At 70.5% G+C, this 21,719-nt stretch carries 22 protein-coding genes; 11 read left to right on the top strand and 11 right to left on the bottom strand.

What is annotated here, in order from left to right:
• Nucleotides 1–30: 30 nt before the first annotated feature.
• A complete protein-coding gene (locus tag AB6A69_RS04745; protein WP_371059922.1) occupies nt 31–1,143 on the top strand; it encodes a pyridoxal phosphate-dependent aminotransferase in 1,113 nt (370 codons plus the stop codon).
• Nucleotides 1,144–1,159: 16 nt separating this feature from the next.
• Here AB6A69_RS04745 and AB6A69_RS04740 read toward each other — a convergent pair whose 3' ends face one another.
• Together AB6A69_RS04740 and AB6A69_RS04735 are read right to left on the bottom strand one after the other, a co-directional pair.
• Nucleotides 1,160–2,917: an ABC transporter ATP-binding protein gene (locus AB6A69_RS04740; RefSeq protein WP_371036889.1), complete on the bottom strand. Its 1,758-nt coding sequence runs from the start codon at nt 2,915–2,917 to the stop codon at nt 1,160–1,162.
• Nucleotides 2,914–3,609 carry a tyrosine-protein phosphatase gene (locus tag AB6A69_RS04735; protein ID WP_371036890.1) on the bottom strand — a complete coding sequence of 232 codons (696 nt, stop codon included), beginning with the start codon at nt 3,607–3,609 and terminating at the stop codon, nt 2,914–2,916. The genes AB6A69_RS04740 and AB6A69_RS04735 overlap by 4 nt, the downstream gene beginning before the upstream one ends.
• Before the next feature lie 145 nt (nt 3,610–3,754).
• Here AB6A69_RS04735 and AB6A69_RS04730 point away from each other — a divergent pair, with 145 nt between their 5' ends.
• A complete protein-coding gene (locus tag AB6A69_RS04730) occupies nt 3,755–5,029 on the top strand; it encodes an alanine--glyoxylate aminotransferase family protein (RefSeq protein ID WP_371059921.1) in 1,275 nt (424 codons plus the stop codon).
• Here the strand turns inward: AB6A69_RS04730 and AB6A69_RS04725 are convergent.
• Both AB6A69_RS04725 and tgt read right to left on the bottom strand, forming a co-directional pair.
• Complete coding sequence (locus AB6A69_RS04725; protein WP_371059920.1) at nt 4,966–5,913, bottom strand: hypothetical protein; 948 nt, start codon at nt 5,911–5,913, stop codon at nt 4,966–4,968. The two genes, AB6A69_RS04730 and AB6A69_RS04725, sit on opposite strands and share 64 nt — an antisense overlap.
• A 98-nt stretch (nt 5,914–6,011) precedes the next feature.
• Nucleotides 6,012–7,142, bottom strand: coding sequence for a tRNA guanosine(34) transglycosylase Tgt (gene tgt, locus AB6A69_RS04720; protein WP_371059919.1), 1,131 nt, complete (start codon nt 7,140–7,142; stop codon nt 6,012–6,014).
• A gap of 66 nt (nt 7,143–7,208) precedes the next feature.
• Between tgt and rimK the strand changes: the two genes are divergently transcribed.
• Nucleotides 7,209–8,636: a 30S ribosomal protein S6--L-glutamate ligase gene (rimK, locus tag AB6A69_RS04715; RefSeq protein WP_371059918.1), complete on the top strand. Its 1,428-nt coding sequence runs from the start codon at nt 7,209–7,211 to the stop codon at nt 8,634–8,636.
• A 41-nt stretch (nt 8,637–8,677) separates the two neighbouring features.
• Here rimK and AB6A69_RS04710 read toward each other — a convergent pair whose 3' ends face one another.
• Nucleotides 8,678–9,118, bottom strand: coding sequence for a DUF6525 family protein (locus tag AB6A69_RS04710; RefSeq protein ID WP_371059917.1), 441 nt, complete (start codon nt 9,116–9,118; stop codon nt 8,678–8,680).
• A 133-nt stretch (nt 9,119–9,251) separates the two neighbouring features.
• On the opposite strand from AB6A69_RS04710, the gene AB6A69_RS04705 reads away from it, so the two are divergent.
• The 4 genes from AB6A69_RS04705 to AB6A69_RS04690 all read left to right on the top strand — a co-directional run bounded on the left by AB6A69_RS04705 (nt 9,252) and on the right by AB6A69_RS04690 (nt 12,772).
• Nucleotides 9,252–9,614 (top strand): SUF system Fe-S cluster assembly protein, encoded by a 363-nt coding sequence (locus AB6A69_RS04705; protein WP_371036896.1) that lies wholly within the window; start codon nt 9,252–9,254, stop codon nt 9,612–9,614.
• Between the two features lie 71 nt (nt 9,615–9,685).
• Nucleotides 9,686–10,063 carry a HesB/IscA family protein gene (locus AB6A69_RS04700; RefSeq protein ID WP_371059916.1) on the top strand — a complete coding sequence of 126 codons (378 nt, stop codon included), beginning with the start codon at nt 9,686–9,688 and terminating at the stop codon, nt 10,061–10,063.
• Nucleotides 10,064–10,334: 271 nt separating this feature from the next.
• Entirely contained in the window at nt 10,335–11,084 is a 750-nt protein-coding gene (tpiA, locus tag AB6A69_RS04695) for a triose-phosphate isomerase (RefSeq protein ID WP_371036898.1), read from the top strand.
• Nucleotides 11,081–12,772 (top strand): ABC transporter permease, encoded by a 1,692-nt coding sequence (locus AB6A69_RS04690; RefSeq protein ID WP_371059915.1) that lies wholly within the window; start codon nt 11,081–11,083, stop codon nt 12,770–12,772. The genes tpiA and AB6A69_RS04690 overlap by 4 nt, the downstream gene beginning before the upstream one ends.
• A 90-nt stretch (nt 12,773–12,862) precedes the next feature.
• Here AB6A69_RS04690 and AB6A69_RS04685 read toward each other — a convergent pair whose 3' ends face one another.
• The gene (locus AB6A69_RS04685) at nt 12,863–13,894 is read right to left on the bottom strand and encodes a Fe(3+) ABC transporter substrate-binding protein (protein WP_371059914.1); all 1,032 of its coding nucleotides are present in this window, start codon (nt 13,892–13,894) and stop codon (nt 12,863–12,865) included.
• A gap of 150 nt (nt 13,895–14,044) precedes the next feature.
• Between AB6A69_RS04685 and AB6A69_RS04680 the strand changes: the two genes are divergently transcribed.
• Entirely contained in the window at nt 14,045–15,223 is a 1,179-nt protein-coding gene (locus tag AB6A69_RS04680) for a cytochrome P450 (protein ID WP_371059913.1), read from the top strand.
• Nucleotides 15,224–15,235: 12 nt separating this feature from the next.
• Here the strand turns inward: AB6A69_RS04680 and AB6A69_RS04675 are convergent, their stop codons facing one another.
• The gene (locus tag AB6A69_RS04675; RefSeq protein WP_371036902.1) at nt 15,236–15,697 is read right to left on the bottom strand and encodes an Lrp/AsnC family transcriptional regulator; all 462 of its coding nucleotides are present in this window, start codon (nt 15,695–15,697) and stop codon (nt 15,236–15,238) included.
• Nucleotides 15,698–15,871: 174 nt separating this feature from the next.
• Here AB6A69_RS04675 and AB6A69_RS04670 point away from each other — a divergent pair, with 174 nt between their 5' ends.
• Nucleotides 15,872–16,696, top strand: coding sequence for a ferredoxin--NADP reductase (locus AB6A69_RS04670; RefSeq protein WP_371059912.1), 825 nt, complete (start codon nt 15,872–15,874; stop codon nt 16,694–16,696).
• A gap of 37 nt (nt 16,697–16,733) precedes the next feature.
• On the opposite strand, the gene AB6A69_RS04665 is transcribed toward AB6A69_RS04670, so the two are convergent.
• Nucleotides 16,734–17,435, bottom strand: coding sequence for a translation initiation factor 3 (locus AB6A69_RS04665; RefSeq protein ID WP_371059911.1), 702 nt, complete (start codon nt 17,433–17,435; stop codon nt 16,734–16,736).
• Between the two features lie 189 nt (nt 17,436–17,624).
• Here AB6A69_RS04665 and infC point away from each other — a divergent pair, with 189 nt between their 5' ends.
• The gene (gene infC, locus AB6A69_RS04660) at nt 17,625–18,170 is read left to right on the top strand and encodes a translation initiation factor IF-3 (protein ID WP_371037239.1); all 546 of its coding nucleotides are present in this window, start codon (nt 17,625–17,627) and stop codon (nt 18,168–18,170) included.
• Complete coding sequence (locus AB6A69_RS04655; protein WP_371059910.1) at nt 18,167–18,781, top strand: cyclopropane-fatty-acyl-phospholipid synthase family protein; 615 nt, start codon at nt 18,167–18,169, stop codon at nt 18,779–18,781. The genes infC and AB6A69_RS04655 overlap by 4 nt, the downstream gene beginning before the upstream one ends.
• Before the next feature lie 79 nt (nt 18,782–18,860).
• On the opposite strand, the gene AB6A69_RS04650 is transcribed toward AB6A69_RS04655, so the two are convergent.
• The 3 genes from AB6A69_RS04650 to AB6A69_RS04640 are packed head-to-tail and all read right to left on the bottom strand — an operon-like array spanning nt 18,861 to nt 21,642.
• A complete protein-coding gene (locus AB6A69_RS04650; RefSeq protein ID WP_371059909.1) occupies nt 18,861–19,625 on the bottom strand; it encodes a dienelactone hydrolase family protein in 765 nt (254 codons plus the stop codon).
• Nucleotides 19,626–19,639: 14 nt separating this feature from the next.
• The gene (locus tag AB6A69_RS04645; RefSeq protein ID WP_371059908.1) at nt 19,640–20,680 is read right to left on the bottom strand and encodes a molybdopterin-binding protein; all 1,041 of its coding nucleotides are present in this window, start codon (nt 20,678–20,680) and stop codon (nt 19,640–19,642) included.
• A complete protein-coding gene (locus AB6A69_RS04640) occupies nt 20,677–21,642 on the bottom strand; it encodes an XdhC family protein (RefSeq protein WP_371059907.1) in 966 nt (321 codons plus the stop codon). The genes AB6A69_RS04645 and AB6A69_RS04640 overlap by 4 nt, the downstream gene beginning before the upstream one ends.
• Between the last annotated feature and the right edge of the window lie 77 nt (nt 21,643–21,719).

Below are 21,719 nucleotides of genomic sequence, written 5' to 3'. Positions count from 1 at the left end.
GCGGCGCGCGGCGCGTCTATGGTCGCGGCCATGACCACGCCCCGCCTGACCCCGCTCGCCACGTCGCTGCCCTCCACCGTGCCCTTCGTGGGCCCCGAAACCCAGGAGCGCGAGCGCGGCGCCCCGTTCCGCGCCCGGCTTGGCGCGAATGAAAGCGTCTTCGGCCCCTCGCCCGAGGCGGTGGCGGCCATGCGCGTCGCGGCGGCCGAGATCTGGAAATACGGCGACAGCGCAAGCCACGATCTGCGCCACGCGCTTGCTGACCACCACGGCGTGGCCCCGGACAACGTGATCGTGGGCGAGGGGATCGACGGGCTTCTGGGCTATCTCGTCCGGCTGACAGTCGCGCAGGGCGACGCGGTGGTCACCTCGGACGGCGCCTACCCCACCTTCAACTACCACGTGGCGGGTCATGGCGGGACGCTTCACAAGGTGCCCTTCCGCGAGGACCGGGAAGACCCCGGGGCGCTTCTGGCCCGCGCGGCGGAGGTGGACGCCAAGCTCGTCTACCTGTCCAACCCCGACAATCCGATGGGCAGCTGGCATGGCGCCGACGCGGTGGAGGCGATGATCGAGGCGCTGCCCGAGGGCACGCTCATGGTGCTCGACGAGGCCTATATCGACTACGCGCCCCAGGGCACCGCGGCGCGGGTGGCCGCGGACGATCCGCGGGTGATCCGGATGCGCACCTTTTCCAAGGCCTACGGCATGGCCGGCGCGCGCGTGGGCTACGCGCTGGCCGCCGCCCCGCTCATCTCGGCCTTCGACAAGATCCGGAACCATTTCGGCATGAACCGTTCCGCGCAGGCCGGGGCGCTCGCGGCGCTCCGCGACCAGGGCTGGCTCGCCCATGTCGTCGCCGAGGCCGCGAAGAGCCGCGAGGAGATCGCCCGGATCGCGGAGGCGAACGGCCTCGCGGCCCTGCCCTCGGCCACGAACTTCGTCGCGGTGGACTGCGGCGGCGGCGGCGCGCGGGCGCGCGCGGTTCTCAACGGGCTGATCGCGCGGGGCATCTTCGTGCGGATGCCAGGGGTCGCGCCGCTCGACCGCTGCATCCGCATCGGCACCGGCACCGAGGCCGAGATGGCCGCCCTCGCGGAGGCGTTGCCCAGCGCCCTGGCCGAGGCGCGTGAACGCGCATGACCGAAAGGGCCGGGCTTCAGGCGCCCTCGTCGTCGAACTGCATCCGGTAAAGCTCGGAATAGACGCCGCCGCGCGCGATCAGCGCCTCGTGGCTGCCCGCGTCGAGCACCCGGCCCTGGTCCATCACCACGATCTTGTCCGCGCTCCGCACCGTGGACAGCCTGTGCGCGATCACGAGGGTGGTGCGCCCGGCGCTCAGGCTCTCGAGCGCGCCCTGGACCGCCTGCTCGGACGCGGTGTCGAGCGCCGAGGTGGCCTCGTCGAGCAGAAGCACCGGCGTGTCGCGCAAAAGCGCCCGCGCGATCGCGACGCGCTGGCGCTGCCCGCCCGACAGGTTGGAGCCGCGCGGCCCGACCTGCGTGTCCAGACCGGCCGCGAGCCGGGGCAGGAAGCCGCTGACATGCGCGGCGTCGAGCACCGCGGCCAGGCGTTCGTCGGACACGTCCTCGCGCCCGAGCAGGATGTTCTCGCGCAGCGTGTCGTCGAAGAGAAGCGCCTCCTGGCTCACCACCGAAAAGAGGGCGCGCAGCTCCGGCAGCGCCATCCGGTCCACCGGCACCCCGCCGACCGTCACCTCCCCCGACTGCGGATCGACGAGCCGCGTGATGAGGTTGAAGACCGAGGACTTGCCCGCGCCCGACGGGCCCACCAGCGCCGTCGTCTTTCCCGCTTCGGCGGTGAAGGAGCAGCCGCGCAGCGCGGCCGCGTCGCCGAAACTCAGATGCACGTCGCGCAATGCGATCTCGGGCACGCCCTCCGGGGCCGGGACGGGGGTCGCGGGCGCACGCAGCGTCGGTTCCTCGCTCAGCAGCTCGCGGATGCGCTCGATGCTCGCGGCGGCGATCTGCCAGACGCCGCTCAGCTCGCCGAGGCGCCGCACCGGCTCGAAGGCGAGGCCGATAGCGGTGAAGAACGCCATGAAATCGCCCACCGTCTTCTCCCCGGCGACGATCTCGCGCCCGCCGAAGAAAAGCACGCCCATGAAACCCACCCCCGCCATCAGGTCGATGAGCCCCGGGATCATGGCCTGGCCCGCCGCCGCACGCGTCTGCAGCCGCACGCGCTCTCGGGTGAGCCGGCCGTAGCTGCCGGACTGGTAATCCTCGAGGCGGTTGAGCTTGATCGGCTGGATGCCGTGGAAGATCTCGTTGAGCCGCGTAGAAAGCCGTGCCGCCACGTCGCGCGCCAGCCGCGCGTTCCGGCGCACGAAGCGCTGCAGCGAGACGGACGGTGCCAGCACCACCGGCGCGCCCAGAAGCGCGACCAGCGTCCAGCGCCAATCCACCGAAAACGCCACGGCCATGAGCGAGATCACCGCCATGGCATCCCGCCCGACGCCGGTGAGGATGGTGCGCCAGACACGGCTGATCGCCGCGACGTCGCCCTCCACCCGCTGCATGAGGTAGCCCGGTGAATGCACCTGGTGGAACGCGCTGTCGAGGCGCATCAGGTGGCCGACGAGGTCCTTGCGGATCTCCGCCGCCGTCACTTCCGACAGGCGGGTCAGAAGCACCTTCTGGATCACGCTGGCCGAGGCGCGCGTCACGAAAATGCCCAGGAAGGCCAGCGCGACCCAGCCTATGGCCTGCGTCTCGCCGCCCACGAAGACCCGGTCGAACATCGGGCGCATCATCCAGCTCAGCAGGCCGAGCATGCCGCCCTCGAGCGCCATGAACAGCATCGCCACCCCCAGAAGCGGCGCGTGCCGCCTCAGGTAGCTGCGCCAGAGCCAGCGGAAGAGGCCCGGCGCGTGCTCGGCCGCGGTGTCGCTCATGCCAGCTCGGCGGCGGGCCGGCGGGCCGCGAAGGCCGCCCGGATCGCCCTGTCGTCGTATTCGGTGGCGATCCACTCCTCGAACCCGATCGTGCCGCGCGCCAGCCTCGCCTCGTAGATGTCGAGGATGTAGTCCTGCACGCCCGTCTCCGTCGATTTCAGGTGCCAGTAGCGCCAGGAAAGCTGCGCCTTCGCCTCGGCCACGGGCACGCCCCGGAACACCATGAGATAGGTCGCCGCGGCGAAGCCCGCCCGGTCCGCCCCGGACTTGCAGTGGAACAGGAACGGCCCCTCGACCGTGCGCATCGCCTCGATCATGGCCAGAAGGTTCTCGCGCGGGGCGGGCTTGCGCGCCCAGATGCGGTTGCTCACGAGGGCCAGGCCCAGCGCCTCGCAGCTTTCGCGCTCGAACCGGTAGGACGGCTGATCGCTCGGTCCGCGCAGGTTGATGATCGTGCGGATGCCCATGTCGCGGTAGCGGCGCAGGCGGGCGTGATCGGGCTGGTTGGAGCGGTAGACCCCCGGGGCGATCTCGTAGAGGTTGGTCCAGAACACGCGCAGGAAGGCGTGGTCGAAAAGGTGGTAGTGCAGCAGCGCCGCGCGCCGGCCCGCGGGCGTGGACAGGTCGCGCCCGAAGGAGCGGCGCCATTGCCGCTCGCGCTCATCCACCCATGTCCGGAACCTGTCGATCATGCCGCGCCCTTCGCCGTCCGCCGCGACTTAGTGGCTGCGGCGGAGCGAAGCAAGCACGGCCTCCGCGCGCCGCGCGGCGTTGACGCCGCAGCGCACGCGGCTAACCTCGCGCCGCCGCCATCCGCGGACGATCCCGGAGATGCTCATGACGCTTGCCAACGGCCGCCCCTACCTCGCCATTCCCGGCCCCTCCGTGATGCCCGAGGAGGTGCTGCGCGCCATGCATCGCGGCGCGCCCAACATCTACGAGGGCGCGCTTCCCGACATGGTGGCGGGGCTCGTTCCGGACCTGCGCGCCGTGGCGCGAACCTCCGGGCACGTCGCAATCTACATCGCGAACGGCCACGGCGCCTGGGAGGCGGCGCTCGCCAACACCGTGGCGCCGGGCGCGCGGGTTCTGGTGCCTGCCACGGGCCGCTTCGGCCATGGCTGGGCGGAGATCGCCGAGGCGCTCGGCATCGAGGCCGAGGTGATCGACCACGGCAAGCGTGCGCCGGTGGACGTGTCACGGCTGGCCGAGACGCTCGCCGCCGACCGCGCGCACACCATCAAGGCCGTGCTCGCCACCCATGTGGACACCTCCACCTCGATCCGGAACGACATCGCGGCCCTGCGCGCGGCGATCGACGAGGCCGGGCATCCCGCGCTTCTCATGGCCGACTGCATCGCCTCGCTCGCCTGCGACCGGTTCGAGATGGACGCGTGGGGCGTGGACGTGATGGTGGCGGCAAGCCAGAAGGGGCTGATGGTGCCGCCGGGCCTCGGCTTCGTGTTCTTCTCCGACAAGGCCGCCGCGGCCCGCGCCGCGCTGCCACGCGTGAGCCGCTACTGGGACTGGGCGCCGCGCGCGGACCCGCAGATGTTCTACCAGTATTTCGGCGGCACCGCGCCCACGCACCACCTTTACGGGCTCCGCGCGGCGCTCGACATGATCGGCGCGGAGGGGATGGAGGCGATCTGGTCGCGCCACGCGACGCTCGCCCGCGCCATCTGGGCCGCCTGCGAGCGTTGGGGCGCGGACGGCCCGCTGGAGCTCAACGTGGCGGATCCGGCGCTGCGCAGTCACGCCGTCACCGCGCTGCGGATCGGCGCGCCGCACGGCACGCGGCTGCGCGACTGGGTGGCGCGCGAGGCGGGCGTGACGCTCGGCATCGGTCTCGGCATGGCCGAGCCGGGCAGCGCGGAGTGGCACGGCTTCTTCCGCTTCGGCCACATGGGCCACGTCAACGCGCACATGATCCTCGGTCTTCTGGGCAGCGTGGAGGCGGGAATGCGCGCGCTCGACATCCCGTTCGGCCGGGGCGCGCTGGACGCGGCGGCCGAGGTCGTGGCCGGGGGCTGCCCCGCCCCTCCGGTTCAGCCGGCGAATACGGCCTCGACCGGACGGCGCGGCGCCTCTGCCGCGTCGCTCGACGGGTAGCCGATGCGCAGCACGGTCTGCGGCGCCCCCTCGGGGCGGAGGAGCGCGCGCAGCTTGGTGCGAAGCTCCGGCACCTGCACCGGCTGGTTGAGATAGGACGCCTGCAGGCCGGCCTCGGCGGCGGCGAGCAGCACCCGCTCGAGCGCCTGGCCGGCCGCGAGCCAGTCCGCCTCCTCGTCGCCCCCCGTGCCCAGCACCACGAGCATCGGCGCCGCCTTCGCAAGATCGCCGTCATGCGCACCGACACGTTCGCCGAGATCGACCCTGCGCACCGCGAAGCGCGCGAGCGGCACGGCGATCCCAGGCAGGGACAGCCCGTCGCCCTGCCGGCGGGGATGCATCCAGGCCGCAAGCTCGCGGCGCCAGCGCGGATCGGCCCATTGCGCCGCGTCGCCCTCCTCCACGAGATCGGCCAGCGCGGCGCGCCGCTCCGGCTGCTCCACGGGATCGAGCCAGGCGCCCTCCGCCTCGGCGGCGGCGGCGAGCGCGGCGTGCACTTCCTCGGCCGGGGGGCGCGCGGCGAACGCCTTCCGGAAAGTGCGGCGGCCCTCGATCTGGCGCGCGAGCGCGGCCAGCCTGCCGTCCGCCGCGCCCTCGAGGGACACCACCGCCAGAAGGTCGGGATCGTCGTCCTCGGGCAGTAGCGTCACCCTTGCGCCCAGGCCCTCGGCCGCCGCGGCGGCGCGCAGGTTGAAAAGCGCGCAGCCGCAGCTGATCGTCAGTTCGCGGTCCTCGGGATCGTTCACCGGCAAGGCCCGGGTGCGGTCGGCGAGCAACCGAAGGGCCCCGCCTTCGGCCTCGAAGATCCAGGGCTGGGTGTTGTGGCTCGACGGCGCGCGCACGGCGGCGGCGACAAGACGCTCGAGACGGCTGGTGTCGGACATGTCGAAACGCTCCCCTTCCGCTGACCCGGTCGCGGCCCATGGTGCCGAAGGTGCGCGGCGCGCGCATTGACCTTGCGCAAACCGCACACCGGCCAGCATCAGAGCGGCGGGATGTCGCCCTCGGCCCGGGCGGCGTGAAACCGCGCCTCCCACGCAGCGAAGGTGCCGTCGGCGATGGCGTCGCGCATGCCCTGCATGAGGTCCTGGTAGTAGCGCAGGTTGTGCCAGGTCAGCAGCATCGCCGAGAGGATCTCGCCCGCGCGGAAGAGGTGGTGGAGGTAGGCGCGGGAGTAGTCCCGGCAGGCGGGACAGCCGCAGTCCTCGTCGATCGGGCGCGGATCGTCCTGGTGGCGGGCGTTCTTGATGTTCACCACGCCGCGGCGCGTGAACACCTGCCCGGTCCGCCCGGACCGCGTGGGCAGCACGCAGTCCATCATGTCGATCCCGCGCTTCACCGCGCCGACGATGTCGTCGGGCTTGCCCACGCCCATGAGATAGCGCGGCCTGTCCTCGGGCAGCATGGCGGGCGCGTGATCGAGCACGCCGAACATCGCCTCCTGCCCTTCGCCCACGGCGAGGCCGCCCACGGCATAGCCGTCGAAACCGATGGCCCGGAGTGCCGCCGCGCTTTCCTCGCGCAGGTCACGCTCCAGCCCGCCCTGCTGGATACCGAAGAGCGCGTGGCCGGGCCGGTCGCCGAACGCCTCTTTCGACCGCGCCGCCCAGCGCATCGACAGCCGCATCGACTCCGCGATCCGTTCGCGCGAGGCCGGCAGCGCCGGGCATTCGTCAAAGGCCATCACGATGTCGGAGCCCAGAAGCCTCTGGATCTCCATCGACCGCTCGGGGGTGAGTTCGTGGCGCGCACCGTCGATGTGGCTGCGGAAGGTCACGCCGGTCTCGGTCAGCTTGCGCAGCTCCGCGAGGCTCATCACCTGGAAGCCGCCCGAGTCGGTCAGGATCGGGCGATCCCAGTTCATGAAGCGGTGCAGCCCGCCGAGCGCCGCGACGCGCTCCGCCGTGGGCCGCAGCATCAGGTGGTAGGTGTTGCCCAGCAGGATGTCCGCTCCGGTGGCCGCCACGCTTTCGGGCATCATCGCCTTCACGGTGCCCGCGGTTCCCACCGGCATGAAGGCGGGCGTGCGGATGCGCCCGCGCGGCGTCTCGATCTCGCCGAGGCGCGCCGCGCCGTCCGTCGCCTTGAGTCGGAACGCGAAAGCTGTTGTCATCCTGACCTCCCGTCGGCAAAGCGTCCCCGTATCCGACACTTCCGGCCAGATGCCAAGGAGACCCGAATGAACGAGCCGTCCGATCCCGCCACCAACCTGATCCGCTTCGGTTGGGAGGAATGGGTGTCCCTGCCGGACCTCGGCCTGCCGGCGCTGCGCGCCAAGGTCGATACGGGCGCGCGCACCTCGGCGCTCCATGCCTTCGACATCGAGACCTTCGGCCCCGTGTCGAAGCCGCGCGTGCGTTTCACCGTGCACCCGATCCCGGGGCGCGAGGACCTCGTAATCCCCTGTTCGGCCGAGATCGTGGACCGCAGGACGGTGACGTCCTCGAACGGCGAAAGCGAAAGCCGCTTCGTCATCTCCTCCACCCTGCGCGTCGCCGAGCAGAGCTGGCGCATCGAGCTGACCCTGACCAACCGGGCGACCATGGCCAGCCGGATGCTTCTCGGGCGCGAGGCGCTCAAGGATCATATCGCCATCGTGGCCACGGACCGCTTCCTTCAGCCCGAACTGAGCTACGACGTCTACCACACGAGCCGGATGCGCGAGCAGGCGCCGAACCGGGCGCTGCGCGTGGCCGTTCTGTCGCGGGAGGACAACTATTCCACCCGCCGCCTCGTGGAGGAGGGCGAGTCGCGCGGCCACACGGTCGAGGTCATCAACACCACGCGGTGCTACATGGCGATCAACGCGCTGTCGCCCGAGGTGCATTACGACGGGCAGCGCCTGCCGCGCTACGACGTTGTGATCCCCCGTATCGGCGCCTCGATCACGCCCTACGGCACCGCGGTCGTGCGCCAGTTCGAGACGCTCGGCACCTTCTGCATCAACGGCTCGGAAGGGATCGCCGCGAGCCGCGACAAGCTTTACGCGCACCAGCTCATGGCGCGGCACCGCATCGGGATGCCCAACACCGCCTTCGCGGCCAGCCCCAAGGACACCGACAGCCTGATCCGGCTCGTGGGCACGGCGCCCCTCATCGTGAAGCTTCTGGAATCGACGCAAGGAAAGGGCGTGGTGCTGGCCGAGACGCGCAAGGCCGCGCAATCGGTGATCGACGCCTTCCGGGGGCTCAAGGCCAATTTCCTCGTGCAGGCCTTCGTGAAGGAGGCCGCGGGCGAGGACATCCGCTGCCTCGTCGTGGGTCACAAGGTGGTGGCCTCGATGAAGCGGACGGGCGCGGAGGGGGATTTCCGATCGAACCTGCACCGCGGCGGCTCGGCGATGCGCGTGCGGATCACCAAGACGGAGCGCGAGGCGGCGCTCCGGGCGGCGCGTGCGTTCAACCTCAACCTCGCGGGCGTCGACCTGCTGCGTTCGGAGGATGGGCCCAAGGTGCTCGAGGTGAACTCCTCGCCCGGGCTCGAGGGAATCGAGACCGTGTCCGGCAAGAACGTGGCCGGCCTTCTCTACGACGAGATAGAGCGGCGCGTGCGGCCGACCCCCGTGCGCAAGCGCCGCGCGAGCGCGCGCGACGGCGGCGCCGGCTGAGGCACGGGGCGGGCCGCTGCGCCGCCGCCGCGGCGTGCCGGTCAGGGGCGTCCGGGAGGCGACGCGCGCCGTGCCTTCCGCCGCGCGTCGCCGCGCGGAGACCGGGGTGACGGGCCGCCGGCGCCTCGCGGCACGCGGAGGTCGAGATAGGGATGCGACGGCCCCCAGACCCGCCGCACGTCCTGGGCGAGGCGTTCGGCCTCGATACGGCTCATCTCGCGCCGGGCCATGACCTCGTCGCCGCCGCAACGCCGCAGCACCCGGCGCCAGATCCGCAGCGCCGAGCGCGGCGACCACGGCATTGCCGCCTCGGCCAGCCACTGGCGCAGCGGCGCGGGCAGGCGGTCGAATTCGGCAAGCGGATCGCGCCCCGAGGGTCCGAGCAGGGACGAGCCCGCGGCGTTCGGGCCGGCACGGCGCCGCACGGGCCGAACGAGCGTTCGGGCCAACCGGGTGAGGGCGCGGGCGATACGGCGGCGCATTGGCGGCATCCCTCGTGATGCCGCAAGGATAACCCGGCGCGAACGCCCGGCAAGCCGGACCGCCGCCGCTCCCTTTACGACGGGCCGGCAATTTCCTATATCTTTGGTCGGAATTCATGCCGCGAGGCCAAACATGAACGATGCAGCTCAACCGCTCGAGGGAACGCCCCTCATCCAGCCCTCCTCCACGGATCATCCGCTCTACGATCAGGTGGTCGAGGCATGCCGGGGCGTTTACGACCCCGAGATCCCGGTCAACATCTTCGATCTCGGGCTGATCTACACGATCGACATCGACGAGGAGAGCGCGGTCCGGATCATCATGACGCTCACCGCGCCGGGCTGCCCGGTGGCGGGCGAGATGCCGGGCTGGGTGGCCGATGCGATCGAGCCGGTTCCAGGCGTCAAGCAGGTGGATGTCGAGCTGACCTGGGAGCCGCCCTGGGGCATGGACATGATGAGCGACGAAGCGCGCCTCGAACTCGGCTTCATGTAGGCTTTCCGGGACCGGCCATTGAGCGCGGGGCGGTGAAAGCTTAGGTTCAGCCCAAAGGCAATGGAGTTCCCATGTTCGGCATTCCCGGAAAATCCCCGGTCACCCTCACACCAGCCGCGGCGTCGCAAATCGTGCGGCTGATGACACGCGACGGGCGGCACGGCCTGCGTATCGGCGTCAAGAAGGGCGGCTGCGCGGGTATGGAATACACGATGGAATACGTCGACGAGCCCGATCCCCATGACGAGGTGGTCGAGCAGGACGGCGCCCGCGTGCTCATCGCGCCCATGGCGCAGATGTTCCTCTTCGGCACGGAGATCGACTACGAGACGTCGCTTCTGGAGGCCGGCTTCCGCTTCAACAATCCCAACGTGACGGATGCCTGCGGTTGCGGCGAATCGATCAAGTTCAAGGACGCCGAGGAACTCCGCGCCGAGCAGGAACGGTGAACGCACCCGCGACGGCGGCGCATCCCGCCGCGCACCCTCCCATCATGTCTCCGGACATGACGCGCCGCGTTGGCGCCGGAATGGGTCCCGCGCCCCTGACCCACTGACGTCTGTCGCCTTCGTAGGACCGTCGCGCATCCGCGACGCGGGTATCGCCCACGGGCGTCTGCCCCCCGCCCGGCGCGGCACGTCGGCCGCGCGGCGCAAGCGGGGTTGACCTCTCCTTGTGCGGGCGAAACATACGATGGGTCAGGAAAAACGAGGGCGGGACATGCGGCGCGGACTGGCGGCGGGGAACTGGAAGATGCACGGAACCGGCGCGGACCTGGCGGAGATCACCGCGCTCGCCGAGGCGTGTCCGTCGCCGGGCTGCGACATCGTGCTCTGCCCGCCCGCCACGCTGCTGGCCCGCGCGGCGGCGCGGGCGGGCAATTCCCTCACGCTTGGCGGGCAGGACTGCCACATCGCGGCCGAGGGGGCGCACACCGGCGACATCTCCGCCGCGATGCTGCGCGACGCCGGCGCGGGCTACGTCATCCTCGGCCACTCCGAACGCCGGTCTGACCACGGCGAAAGCGACGAGACGGTGCGCGCCAAGGCCCGCGCGGCGCATGAGGCCGGGCTCGCCGTGATCCTCTGCGTGGGCGAGCATCTCTCCGAGCGCGAGGCCGCCAACACGCTCGACATCATCGGCGGGCAGCTCGCCGGGTCGATCCCCGACGGCGCCACCGGGCACAATCTCGTCGTGGCCTACGAGCCGGTCTGGGCCATCGGGTCCGGGCGCACGCCCTCGCCCGACGAGATCGGCGAGGTGCACGACTTCATCCGCGCCCGCCTCGAACGCCGCTTCGGCGCGGGCGTCGGCCGCTCGGTGCGGCTGATCTACGGCGGCTCGGTGAAACCCGGGAACGCGGCCCGCATCTTCGGGGTGTCCAACGTCGACGGCGCGCTGGTCGGCGGGGCAAGCCTGCGGGCCGAGAGTTTCCGGCCCATCATCGCGGCGCTGGAGGCCGCGGGATGAAACGCGCGCGGCCTCTCGGCTCCTTCGAGCCCGTGCTTTCGGGCGCGGCGCTCGCGGTGGCCGCGCTCTGCGTGCTGCCGATGCTCGCCGTGGCGCTGGCCGCGGTCATGGGCTCCACCGAGACGCTGGCCCATCTCGCCGACACGGTACTGTGGCGCTACACCGCCACCACGCTCCAGCTCGTCGCGGTCGTGAGCGTAGGCACCGCGGCGATCGGCACAGGGGCCGCGTGGCTCGTGACGATGACGCGCTTTCCCGGCGTCCGGCTGCTGGAGGTCATGCTGGCCCTGCCGCTGGCCTTCCCCGCCTACGTGATGGGCTACGCCTACACCGATTTCCTCGACCACCCCGGCGCGTTGCAGACGCTCCTGCGCGAGGTCACCGGCTGGGGCCCGCGCGACTACTGGTTCCCCGAGGTCCGGTCCACCACGGGCGCGGCGATCATGCTGATCCTCGTGCTCTACCCTTATGTCTACCTGCTCGCGCGGGCGGCCTTCCTGCAGCAATCGGCGACCGCGAACCTCGCCGCGCGCGCGCTCGGGCAGGGCCCCTGGGGCGCCTTCTTCAGGGTATCCCTGCCCATGGCGCGGCCGGCCATCGCCGGCGGCGTGCTGCTCGCCGTCATGGAGACCATCGCGGATTTCGGCACCGTCAGCTATTTCGGCGTCCAGACCTTCGCGGTGGGGATCTACCAGAGCTGGTTCTCCATGGCCGACCGCGCGGCGGCGGCGCAGCTCGCGCTTTGCCTTCTGGTCTTCGCGCTCTTCCTCGCCACGCTCGAGCGGGTCAGCCGGGGGGACGCGCGCCACCATGCCGCCGGGCGGCGCTTCGAGCGCCCGCCGCCGGCCGAGCTTCGGGGCGCGGCGCGCTGGGGCGCCCTGGTGTTCTGCACGCTGCCGGTGCTCTTCGGGTTCCTGCTGCCGGTCACGCTGCTCCTCGAGATGGCGGTCGGTTCGGGACAGGACCTGCTCTCGGGGCGCTATCTGGCCTTCCTTCGCAATTCCGTGACCCTCGCCGGCATCGCGGCGGTGCTGACCGTGGCGGCCGCGGTCCTTCTGGGGCTCTTCAACCGCCTTCGCCCCGGAAAGATCTCGGCCGGCGCGTCCAACGTCGCCCGGATCGGCTACGCGGTGCCGGGCGGGGTGATCGCGGTGGGCCTGCTCGTGCCCTTCGCGGCTTTCGACAATGCCATCGACGCCTTCATGGAGGCGCGCTTCGGGATCGACACGGGCCTTCTTTTCACCGGCTCCATCTGGCTGCTCGTGGCCGCCTACATGATCCGGTTCATGGCCGCGGCGCTCAACGCCTATGATGGCGGGCAGGCCACGATCCATCCGCACATGGATGCCGTGGCACGGACGCTGGGCGCGACGCCCGCGGGGCTCGTCCGCCGGGTGCACCTGCCGCTTCTGCGCCCCTCGGTGATGACCGCCCTGCTGATCGTCTTCGTGGACGTAATGAAGGAGCTTCCGGCCACGCTCATCATGCGGCCCTTCAACTTCGACACCCTCGCGGTGCAGGCGCACCGGCTGGCCGCGGACGAACGCCTCTCCGGGGCGGCGGTGCCGTCGCTGGTGATCGTGGCGGTGGGGCTGCTGCCCGTCCTCCTCGTCTGCCGGGCCCTGGGGCGGCGCCGCGAGGAGGTGCCGCGCGCGACGCCCGCCCCCGTCGCCGAGGCGGCGGAATGAGCCGTCCGGGCGGCGCACGCTGCCCCGCGCACGCGAAAAGGCCCCGGCGTTTCCACCGGGGCCTTCCGCCGCATCGTCGCGGGCCGGGAGTTACTTCCAGCCCACCTCGTTGAAGATCCGCTGCGCGGCCGGCACGTTCTTGGCCACCTCGGAGAGGTCCACGTCGTCGGGCTTGAAGAAGCCCAGCTCGGCCACCGACGGGCTCAGCGCCACGCCCGGCACGGCCGGGTATTCGTCATTGCCCGCCGAGAAGTATTCCTGCGCCTGGTCGCTCGCCAGGTATTCGAGGAAGGCGATGGCGTTCTCGCGGTTCGGGGCGTTCGCGGCCACGCCGCCGCCCGACAGGTTCATGTGCGCGCCGATGTCATTCTGGTTGGGAAAGACCCAGCCGATCATGTCGAGGCTGTCCGAAAGGCCGTCAACGTCCTTCCGGATGGCCCGGGCGAAGTAGTAGGTGTTGGACATCGCGATGTCGCACTCGCCCGAGACGATGCCGCGCAGCTGATCGGTGTCGCCCCCCTGCGGATCACGGGCGAAGTTGCCGACCACTGCCCCGGCCCAGTCTTTCGCCGCGTCCTCGCCAAGGTGCTCGATCAGTGCGGCGAGGATCGTCTGCGAGTAGACGTTGGTGCCCGAACGGATGCACACCATGCCCTCGTATTCGGGGTTGGCGAGATCCTGGTAGGTGCGCGGGGGGTTCTCGACCTCGTTCTTGTCGTAGAAGAGGATGCGCGCCCGCTGGCTGAAACCGAACCATTCGTTCCCCGCATCCTGGAGGTATTCCGGGATCCGCGCCTCGAGCACGTCGGACTCGACCGGTTGAAGAAGGCCCATCTCCTTCGCGCGTTCCAGCCGCGAGGTGTCCACCGTCAGCAGCACGTCGGCCGGCGAGTTTTCGCCCTCGGCCTGCATCCGGGCGAGCAACTCGTCGGCATTGCCCTCGATCCGGTTCACGGTGATGCCCGTCATATCCTCGAACTCGGAATAGAGCCGCTCGTCGGTGTCGTAATGGCGCGAGGAGTAGAGGTTGACTTCACCGTTGGCGAAAAGCGCGGGCGCCGAGGTGGCGGCGATCAGCGCGGCAAGCGCGCCGGTCAGGGCGGGCTTCGGAAACTTGGTCATGGGATGCTCCCTTCTTGGCGTTCGCGTCGTGATATCCGACACAAATACTCGGATACCGGATGACGCGGACAGGTCAACAGTTTTCCGATCCTTTCTGTCGACTTTCTTGATCCCCTTGCGCTTTGCCTGTCCCATCCGCGATGCAGGGTCATGGACCGTTTCCACCAATCCCCCACCGATCCCGCCTTCGTTCAGGACCCCTACCCGGCCTATGCCGCCGCGCGCAGGCGCGGGTCGCTCCACTGGTGGGACGCGTACGCGATGCCGGCCGCCTTCGATTTCGCGACGGTGGACGCGGTGCTGCGCGACCGGCGATTCGGCCGCGAGACACCGCGGGAACTGGCGGAGGCGCCGCCCGCGCATCTCGTGCCGTTTTACGCGATCGACGACCACTCCATGCTGGAGCTCGAGCCGCCCCGGCACACGCGGCTGCGAAAGCTGGTGCTGCGCGCCTTCACGACGCGCCGGATCGCTGCGCTCGCGCCCGAGATCGAGGCGCTCTGCCATGACCTGATCGACGGTTTCCCCGAGGGCGCGTTCGACCTGCTGCCTGCCTACTGCGAAAGGCTGCCGGTGATCGTCATCGCGCGGCTTCTCGGTGTGCCCGAAGCGATGGCACCCCAGCTTCTCGCCTGGTCGCACGCCATGGTGGCGATGTATCAGGCCCGCCGCGACCGCGCCGCGGAGGAGTCTGCGGCGCAAGCCGCGGGCGAGTTCGCCGATTTCCTGCGCCGCCATGCCGAAGCGCGCCGCGCGCGTCCGGCCGACGACCTCATCTCCCATCTCGTCGCCGCCGAGGACGCGGGCGACACGCTTTCCACCGAAGAGCTGATCGCCACCTGCGTGCTGCTGCTGAACGCCGGGCACGAGGCCACCGTCCACACGCTGGGCAACGGCGTGAAGGCGATCCTCGAGCACGCGGCGCAGGACGCGCTCGCGCCCGACCGGGTCGAGGGAACCGTCGAGGAAATCCTGCGATTCGACCCGCCGCTGCACATGTTCACGCGCTGGGCCTACGAGGATGCGGAGATCGCCGGCCACCGTTTCGCCCGGGGCGACCGGATCGCGCTCCTGCTCGGCGCGGCCAACCGCGACCCCGCCCGCTGGCACGCGCCGGAGCGCTTCGACCCCGCGCGCCCCGTCCGGCCCAACGCCGCCTTCGGCGCGGGGCTTCATTTCTGCGTGGGCGCGCCGCTTGCGCGGCTCGAGCTTCGGATCGGGCTGGCCACGCTCTTCGCGCGCTGTCCGAAGCTTCGGCTCGCCGCGCCGCCGCGCTACGCGGATCTCTACCACTTCCACGGGCTGGAGCGGCTTACGGTCCGGCGATGACCGGCCGCGCCGTCAGATCGGCAGCGCGGTCGTGGCCTTGATCTCTTCCATGGACAGCAGCGCGGTGACGTTGTGCACCTTCACCCGGGCGATGAGCGACTGGTAGAACGCGTCGTAGGCGCGCGCATTCCTCACCCTGACCTTCAGGATATAATCCACGTCGCCCGCAAGGCGGTGCGCCTCCTGCACCTCGGGCCGCTCGCGCAGCGCCTGAAGGAACTCCGCCTGCCACTCCGCCTCGTGCTCGGAGGTGCGGATCAGAACGAAGAAACAGGCCTCGAACCCCAGCGCCTCGGCGTCCAGGACGACGGTCTGCCGGCCCACGACCCCGGCCTCGCGCATCTTGCGGATGCGGTTCCAGACCGGCGTCTTGGACGAGCCGACGGCGCGCGCGATCTCCTCCAGAGACTGCCCGGCATCCTCTTGAAGCTGCCGCAGGATCCTCATGTCAAGCTCGTCGAGCCGTGACGCCATCCCTGATCTCCCCACCGCTCTGGAAATTTTCCCAGTGTTCAACATAGCGGACATCGCCCCGGCCTCCAGCGACGCGTGCGAAAAACTCCGAAGCTGCCGCGACCGGCCGCCGCCATCCCCTTTTCCTGACATGAATCAATGTCTAGACAGGGGTGCAGGTTTAAGCCCTTGGACATGACAGTGACCGACCCCAGCCCCGCGACCCCGGCCCAGACGGGCCCAGCCCCCGCCCTGCCAGATGCGGCCACAGTGACCGACGTGACCCACTGGACGGACCGGTTGTTCTCGTTCCGGGTGGAGCGGCCGAAAAGCCTGCGCTTCCGGTCGGGGGAATTCGTGATGATCGGCCTGCTGAAGGACGACGGCAAGCCGCTCCTGCGCGCCTATTCCATCGCGAGCCCGGCCTGGGCCGACGAGCTCGAGTTCTACTCGATCAAGGTGCAGGACGGGCCGCTCACCTCGCGACTGCAGCACATCCAGCCGGGCGACCAGATCATCCTGCGTCCGAAACCCGTGGGCACGCTCGTGCACGACGCGCTGCTGCCCGGCAAGCGGATCTGGTTCTTTTCCACCGGCACCGGGCTCGCGCCCTTCGCCTCGCTCATCCGCGACCCGCAGACCTACGAGGATTACGATCAGGTCATCCTGACCCATACCTGCCGCGAGGTGGCGGAGCTGGAATACGGGCGCCGGCTGGTCGAGAGCCTCTCGGAGGATCCACTCATCGGCGAGATGGTGGGCGGGAAGCTCGCCTACTACCCCACGACCACGCGCGAGGAGAGCGCGAAGATGGGCCGAATCACCACACTGATGGAAGACGGCACGCTGTTTTCGGATCTTTGCGTGGCGGATTTCGGCCCCGAAACGGATCGCGCGATGGTCTGCGGATCGCTCGGCTTCAACACCGACATGAAGGCGCTGCTGGAACGGGCGGGCCTGCGCGAAGGCGCGAATTCCGAGCCCGCGGAGTATGTCGTCGAGAAAGCCTTCGTCGGTTGAGGCGGCAGGCCCGCGCGACGGCGGGCCCGCCCTCCGATCAGAGGCCGAGCGCCTCGCGCACGCGCTCGAGCGCGGATTGCAGCAGCTCCGGATCGCCCTGCGCCTCGCGGACCACCAGTTTCAGCGTGGTCTTTTCCATCTCGCCCAGCGACGAATTGTCGATGATCTCTTCCACACGGTCGTAGTCGAAATCCTCGGCGGTCAGCGCGTCCGGCACCTCGCCCTCCTCCGTCGCGGTCTCGGACGCGGTGTCGGCGGCGTCCTCGGCCGCCGGGCCCTCCGGCGTCGTCTCTTCCGTGGCGGTGTCGGCTGCATCCTCGGCGGCCGCGCTTTCGGCGGTGTCCGCGGCGGTATCTGCAGCTTCCCCGTCCGCTCCGACGGCGTCTTCGACCGCGCCTTCCACGGTTTCCGCGGTATCCTCGGCCGTCTCGGTCGCGGTATCCACGGCGTCCTCGGCCGCTTCGGTGGCGGTCTGCGCCGTATCCTCGGCGGTCTCGGTCGTGGTCTCCATCGCCTCTCCGGCCGTGTCGGCCGCGCTCTCCGCGGCGTCCTGTACGGCCTCGACGGCAGCGCCCGCGGCCTCCTCGGCCTGCTCGAGAACGGTCCCGGCCTCTTCCGCGGCCTCGGAGGTTGCATCCTCCACGGCCTCGGCCACATCGGACGGCTCCTCGGCCGTCAGGAAGAAGTATCCGCCGATGGCCACGGCCGCGGCGATCAGTATCAGGATCAGGTTTCGCATTGGGGCATCCTCCTTGCGCGACCGCCGCGAACCGGCCGGTCACATCGCATGACATCGTGCGCCGGGACGTCCGGCGCAAGTAAAAGCCTTCCCGAACGGCGTTTTGCAGCCGACTCCACGCTTGAATCGGACCGGAGCCGCGTTTAACTTGCCGCTTCGCAATCCTGTCACCGCCGAAGGAACAAAACCATAGCCCGAAGACCTCATAACGCGCCGCCGACGCGCGACACCGGACCCCGCGTGAACGACCGTATCCGTGCGCCCGAAATCCGCCTGATCGGCGCCGATGGCGAGAATGTCGGCGTGGTGACGCCCAGCCGGGGGCTTGAACTGGCCGAACAGGCCGGTCTCGACCTCGTCGAGATCTCGCCGAACGCCAATCCCCCGGTCTGCAAGATCATGGATTTCGGCAAGTTCAAGTACGAGCAGCAGAAGCGCGAGGCCGAAGCCAAGAAGAAGCAGAAGGTCATCGAGGTCAAGGAAGTCAAGTTCCGGCCCAACACCGACATTCACGACTACGCCGTCAAGATGCGCAACGTGGTCAAGTTCCTGGAAAAAGGGGACAAGGTGAAGGTGACGCTGCGCTTCCGCGGCCGTGAAATGGCGCACCAGAACCTCGGGCGGGAACTCCTCGAACGCGTCGCGGAGGACGTCAAGGAGATCGGCAAGGTCGAGAACATGCCGAAGATGGAGGGCCGGCAGATGATCATGATGATCGGCCCCGTGAGCCGGTGAACGATGGCGCCTCCTCGCGGTGGGAGGCGCGTTTCAGCACGCCCGATTACCTTTTCGGAACCGATCCCGCGGCCTTCCTCCTCGATCATGCCCATCTGCTGACACCGGGCGCCAGCGCGCTTTCCGTCGCCGACGGCGAGGGGCGCAACTCGGTGTTCATGGCCGGCCGCGGGCTGCACGTGACAGCGATGGAATACGCGCCGTCGGCCATCGCCAAGGCGCGCCGCCTAGCCCGGGACCGGGGCGTGACGGTCGATTTCGTGGAGGCCGACGTGCTTTCCGAAGATTGGGGCGGCCCCTACGACATCGTCGTGGCGATCTTCGTCCAGTTCGCGGGTCCGGAGGATCGCGCGCGGCTCTTCGCGAAGATGCAGGAGGCCACGCGCGCCGACGGCCTGCTGCTGCTGCACGGTTACACGCCCGATCAGGTCGGGCGCGGCACGGGCGGCCCGCCCGACCCCGAGAACATGTACACCGAGGACATGCTCGCACGGGCGTTCGTGGGGTGGGAGATCCTGGAGAACCGCGCCCATGAAAGGGACATCCGCGAGGGCGCGGGCCACGCCGGCCTCTCCGCCCTGATCGATTTCGTCGCCCGGAAACCGCGCTGACGGCCCGCCTTTCCGGGCCGCCTTTTCGCAAGCACTGGGCGTGAAGGCCGCCTTCGCGGCGGATAGCCTTCGACCCTGTTCAGAACCGCGCGTCCAAGAACGCGCCCAGCGCCTCCCAGCTGCCCCGGTCGGCCTGCACGTCGTAGTCGTTCGAGCCCCAGACCGTGAAGGAATGCCGCGCGCCGCCGAAGACGCGCGCCTCGTGCGGCACGCCGGCCTCCTGAAGCTCGTCGAGCAGTGCGGCGAGGTCGGTCATGCCCGACACCGGGTCGGCGGAGCCATGCAGGATCAGGACCGGCGCGTCCTGCCCCGCGTAGCCCTGGCCCTCGGGCGTGCCGAGCCCGCCGTGGAAGCTGACGAAGCCCACCGCGTCGGTCCCCGCCCGCGCCATCTCGAGCGTTCCGGCGCCGCCGAAGCAGTAGCCCATCACGACCACCGCCTCGCTGGCCCCGGGCTGCGCGCGCGCGGCCTCGAGCCCTGCGGCGAGACGTTCGCGGAAAGTCTCCCGGTCGCCGTACATCGCCCCCGAGAGGGCGCGGTATTCGTCGACGGACTGCGGGTCCGTGTCCTTGCCGTAGACATCGAGCGCAAAGGCGGCGTAGCCCTCTGCGGCCAGCATCTCGGCGCGGCGCTCCTCGTAGTCGGTCATGCCGTTCCAGTCGTGGATGATGAGAACCGTGCCGCGGGCCTCCTCGAGATCGGTGTTGCGCGCGTAGTAGCCCTCCAGAGTGGTGTCGCCGACGGCGTACTCCACGTACCGGCCCTCGATCCCGGCATCCGCGGTCCCCGCGGCGGCGCAAAGCGCCGCGGCGGTCAGCAGGCCCGTCATCTTCGTCGCTGTCATGGCATGTCTCCCTGTCATGGTGATGAGTGCGTCGGTTGCCGCGCACCCTCCTTTTCCCTGCGCGCCCGGGCCGCACGCGGCTGCGGACGCGTGGGAATTTCCTTCAGCAGCCCGCCGACGCCCATCCGGGCGATGTCGTCGGCCGTGACCTCGATTCCGCAGGCCACCCGCGCCAGCACCCAGTCCGCGCCATTGAGCGCGGGGCTGCGCGCGCAGCCCGGCAGGCCGATCACCGGACGCCCGCCCTGGCGGCCGAGAAAGAGCAGGTTGCCGGGGTCGACGGGCATGCCGAAGCGGTCCACCCGGCCCCCGGCGGCGCGCACGGCCTCGGGGGCCACGTCCCGCGGATCCGAGGTGGCGGATCCGGTAAGGATCAGCACCAAATCGCCCGGCGCCTCCGCCACCGCGCGGGCGATGGCGCCCGTTTCGTGCGGCACCAGGACCGGCGCCTCCATGGCGATCCCCAGCGCGTCGAGACGTCCCTGCACCGCGGGCACGCCCTTCTCGCCCGCGCCTCCGGCGATCTCGCTCACCACCAGCGCGGCGCGCGAGATCGCGGGCCGCGCGAGCCGGATCGCGCCCTGCGCGGCCTCGCAGGCTTCCGCCACGCGCGCACCATCCACGCCGTAGGAAATGATCTTCACCGTCCCGACCATGCCACCCGGCGCCATCTGCTGGAAAGGCGGCACGGTGGCGAGCGTGATCATCGGGTCCACGCGGTTGACGGCCGTGAGCCGCGCCTCGTCCATGGCCACGACCCCCGGGTGATCGGCGATCAGGTTGACCCGTCCGGTGAACGGATCGGTCAGGCGCAGGCCCGCGGCCCCGGGATCGGGCACCAGCGCGCGGGCAAGCGCCAGCGCCGCCTCGTTCTCGGCCATGTCGCCGGGATCGAGCCGCGCCACCGTCACCCGCTCCGCGCCTTCGGCGCGGAGCGCGGCCAGATCCTCTGCGGACAGGACGCGGCCCTTCGCGAGCTTGCCGGACGAAAGGCGCACCGAATGGGCCAGCATGGCCCCCTCGGCCTCGTCGAGCGGCATCGCCCCGAACCTCATGCCCCCTGCCTCAGGACGCGCGTCATCTCGGCCAGGATCGCGACGGCGATCTCGGCCGGGCCCGCGGCGCCGATGTCGAGGCCGACCGGCGCGTGGATGCGCGCGATCTCATCTTGCGAAAAACCGGCCTCGGCCAGCCGCGCCACGCGCTTGGCATGCGTCCGGGTCGAGCCCAGGGCACCGATGTAGAACACGTCCGAGCGCAGCGCGCGTGCCAGTGCCGGGTCGTCGAGCTTCGGGTCGTGGGTCAGCAGAACGAGCGCGGTGCGCTGGTCGAGGCCGATCGCGTCCACGGCGTCGTCGGGCCAGTCGTGCAGGAGGCGTTCGCCGGGAAAACGCGCCTCCGAGGCGAACGCCTCACGCGGGTCCACGAGGACGGGATCGTATCCGGCGATACGGGCCATGGGCACCAGGGCCTGCGCGATGTGCACAGCGCCCACCACGACGAGGCGCAGGGGCGGGTTGTGAATGGCAACGAAGGTGCGCGCGTCCTCGACACCGGAGCGATCCATGCGGAAGCGTTCGGCGAAGCCCTCGGTGGTCAGGCGGCGCGTCCCGCCCTCCAGATCGACGACATAGGCGACGGGGCGCCGCGCCGCGCGGTGATCCACGAGTTCGGTGAGCATCGCCTCGGGCAGCACGCGGCCCACGGGCTCGACCAGGACGCGGATCGTCCCGCCGCAGGCGAGGCCGACGGCGAAGGCATCCGCGTCCGAGACGCCGAACTCGAGAAGGCGGGCCTGGCCTTCCTCGATCGCCTCGAGCGCCTCGGCGACCACCGCGCCCTCGACGCAGCCGCCCGAGACCGAGCCCTCGATCGCGCCCTCGCCCGAGACGGCGAGCTGCGCGCCGACGCGCCGGGGCGCGCTGCCCCAGGTCTCGACCACGGTGGCGAGCGCCGCGCCGCGCCCCTCGCGATGCCAGGCGAGCGCGGTCTCCGGGATGTGGTCGAAACGGTCCATCGGCATCTCCCGTCACGGATCCTGTCGTGAAGGTAAGGCCGCAGAGCGCAAACGCAAAGGGGCCGCGCCCTGCAAGG

Source organism: Rhodosalinus sp. 5P4, assembly GCF_041365695.1.
In the GTDB taxonomy this organism is placed as follows: domain Bacteria; phylum Pseudomonadota; class Alphaproteobacteria; order Rhodobacterales; family Rhodobacteraceae; genus Rhodosalinus.
The sequence above is the reverse complement of the archived record's forward strand: the minus strand, read 5'-3'. Positions and strand labels throughout refer to the sequence as shown.

Coding starts and splice junctions, on each gene's coding strand:
- AB6A69_RS04745 (WP_371059922.1), top strand. CDS start 31: ATGACCACGCCCCGCCTGACCCCGCTCGCCACGTCGCTGCCCTCCACC.
- AB6A69_RS04740 (WP_371036889.1), bottom strand. CDS start 2,917: ATGAGCGACACCGCGGCCGAGCACGCGCCGGGCCTCTTCCGCTGGCTC.
- AB6A69_RS04735 (WP_371036890.1), bottom strand. CDS start 3,609: ATGATCGACAGGTTCCGGACATGGGTGGATGAGCGCGAGCGGCAATGG.
- AB6A69_RS04730 (WP_371059921.1), top strand. CDS start 3,755: ATGACGCTTGCCAACGGCCGCCCCTACCTCGCCATTCCCGGCCCCTCC.
- AB6A69_RS04725 (WP_371059920.1), bottom strand. CDS start 5,913: ATGTCCGACACCAGCCGTCTCGAGCGTCTTGTCGCCGCCGCCGTGCGC.
- tgt (WP_371059919.1), bottom strand. CDS start 7,142: ATGACAACAGCTTTCGCGTTCCGACTCAAGGCGACGGACGGCGCGGCG.
- rimK (WP_371059918.1), top strand. CDS start 7,209: ATGAACGAGCCGTCCGATCCCGCCACCAACCTGATCCGCTTCGGTTGG.
- AB6A69_RS04710 (WP_371059917.1), bottom strand. CDS start 9,118: ATGCGCCGCCGTATCGCCCGCGCCCTCACCCGGTTGGCCCGAACGCTC.
- AB6A69_RS04705 (WP_371036896.1), top strand. CDS start 9,252: ATGAACGATGCAGCTCAACCGCTCGAGGGAACGCCCCTCATCCAGCCC.
- AB6A69_RS04700 (WP_371059916.1), top strand. CDS start 9,686: ATGTTCGGCATTCCCGGAAAATCCCCGGTCACCCTCACACCAGCCGCG.
- tpiA (WP_371036898.1), top strand. CDS start 10,335: ATGCGGCGCGGACTGGCGGCGGGGAACTGGAAGATGCACGGAACCGGC.
- AB6A69_RS04690 (WP_371059915.1), top strand. CDS start 11,081: ATGAAACGCGCGCGGCCTCTCGGCTCCTTCGAGCCCGTGCTTTCGGGC.
- AB6A69_RS04685 (WP_371059914.1), bottom strand. CDS start 13,894: ATGACCAAGTTTCCGAAGCCCGCCCTGACCGGCGCGCTTGCCGCGCTG.
- AB6A69_RS04680 (WP_371059913.1), top strand. CDS start 14,045: ATGGACCGTTTCCACCAATCCCCCACCGATCCCGCCTTCGTTCAGGAC.
- AB6A69_RS04675 (WP_371036902.1), bottom strand. CDS start 15,697: ATGGCGTCACGGCTCGACGAGCTTGACATGAGGATCCTGCGGCAGCTT.
- AB6A69_RS04670 (WP_371059912.1), top strand. CDS start 15,872: ATGACAGTGACCGACCCCAGCCCCGCGACCCCGGCCCAGACGGGCCCA.
- AB6A69_RS04665 (WP_371059911.1), bottom strand. CDS start 17,435: ATGCGAAACCTGATCCTGATACTGATCGCCGCGGCCGTGGCCATCGGC.
- AB6A69_RS04650 (WP_371059909.1), bottom strand. CDS start 19,625: ATGACAGCGACGAAGATGACGGGCCTGCTGACCGCCGCGGCGCTTTGC.
- AB6A69_RS04645 (WP_371059908.1), bottom strand. CDS start 20,680: ATGAGGTTCGGGGCGATGCCGCTCGACGAGGCCGAGGGGGCCATGCTG.
- AB6A69_RS04640 (WP_371059907.1), bottom strand. CDS start 21,642: ATGGACCGTTTCGACCACATCCCGGAGACCGCGCTCGCCTGGCATCGC.